The 1,657-nt window shown below is 76.3% G+C and carries 1 protein-coding gene and 1 pseudogene; one reads left to right on the top strand and one right to left on the bottom strand.

The genetic code is table 11. From position 1 onward, the window contains the following. Nucleotides 1-752: pseudogene (locus ACTUAL_RS12775) on the bottom strand (PP2C family protein-serine/threonine phosphatase); the annotation flags it as partial. A 230-nt stretch (nucleotides 753-982) separates the two neighbouring features. Between ACTUAL_RS12775 and ACTUAL_RS12770 the strand changes: the two are divergent. Next, nucleotides 983-1,657 (top strand): HAMP domain-containing protein (locus ACTUAL_RS12770; RefSeq protein WP_440900387.1); only part of this gene is annotated, 675 nt, incomplete at its 3' end.

The following is a 1,657-nucleotide window of genomic DNA, read 5'->3' as shown; positions in this document are numbered from 1 at the left end:
TCCCCCGCCGCGATCGCCGCCGTCGCGCGCTCGGCGAACCGGCGCAGCAGCCCGGCGTCCCCCGACGGCCCGAAGCACACCAGCGCGGCCCCCGGCGTCAGCGGCACGGCGGTCGCCTTGGTCGGGGCGCCCGCGGGCAACCCCCAGGGCGCGTCACCGGGCTCGACCAGCTCGACGCCCTCCCGCGCCCCGTCCACCCCGGCCACCCCGGCCACCCCATCCAACACGTCCAGCACGTCCGTCAGCCCCGGCACGCCCTCGGCGACCTGCCGCGTCCCCCGGCTCACCACCACGTCCCCGCCCGAGGACCGCCGCCACCACTCCAGCCGCCCGCGCTGCCCCGGCGCCACCACGACCGCGTGAGCCGCGGGCGCGAGCTCGACCACCGCCCGCAGCGCGTCGTCCCGGTCCACCGCCCCGTCGAGCCGCCGGGTCACCCCGTCGAGCAAGTCCTCCGGCGTCCGGTAGTGCGCGACCCACCCGTCCCCGAGCTGCTGCGACCGCCCTCCCGGCGCGGCGGGAGCGCCGACGCGGGCGTCCGGGAACAGCGCCTCGGCCGGGGGGTTGGCCAGGCGCACCACGCCTTCCGGGTCCAGCACGACGACGGCCTCGTGGAGCCCGCCGACGAGCAGGCGCCAGTTCTCCGGGGTGATGCCCTCCGGGGTGAAGCCCTCCGCCGTGCCCTCCTGACCGCCCCCCTCGGCACCCGCGGCGGGCCCCTGTCCGGCCCCGCGCCAATACCCCTGGGCCATCTCCGGCTCCTGATGTGTCGGGTCGGTCCCCAACTTATCGGACCGCACCGGCACGCGGCCGGTCGGACAGTGGCAGGCTTGCCCGCAGAGGCTGCGGCCGGAACGCGAGACCAACCGGCGCGGCGGCGCGGGAGAGCGGGGCACCGGCCCGCGGCGCCCGCACCACCGCGCAGCACCACCGCGCAGCACCACCGCGCAGCGCGAGACCCGCTGGACATTCGGAGGCTGGAGTGACGACCGCTCGGGACGACACGGACGTGACCCTGGACCGGCTGCTGGCCGCGCTGAGGGAGATGCGCGACGGGAACTTCCGCCGCCGCCTGGTGGTGCCGTTCGGCAGCAGGTTCGCCGAGGTGGCGACGGTGTTCAACGAGATCGCCGAGCGCAACCAGGCGCTGGTGGGCGAGCTGGTGCGGGTGCGGCAGTCCGTCGGGCAGGAGGGCAGGCTCGGCGAGCGGCTCAGCCCCGGCGCGGGCGGCCCCGGCGGCTGGGCGAGGGCGACCGACTCGGTGAACGGGCTGATCGACGACCTGAGCGCGCCGACGACCGAGCTGAGCCGGGTGCTGGCGGCGGTGGCGCGCGGCGACCTGTCCCAGGAGCTGACCGTGAGCTCGCGCGGGGAGCTGGCCGCGCTGGTGGACAGCTTCGACTCGATGACGTCGACGCTGCGCACGTTCGCGGGCGAGGTGACCCGCGTGGCGCGCGAGATCGGCACGGACGGCCGCCTCGGCGGTCAGGCGCAGGTGCCGGGGGTGGCGGGCACCTGGAAGGACCTCACCGAGTCGGTGAACGTCATGGCCGGCACCCTCACCGACCAGGTCCGCAACATCGAGCAGGTCACCACCGCCGTCGCCCGCGGCGACCTGTCGCGTCAGATCACGGTGGATGTGAAAGGCGAGATTCTC

This window comes from Actinosynnema sp. (genome assembly GCF_052038725.1).
This window is presented reverse-complemented; position numbering and strand designations above follow the sequence as displayed.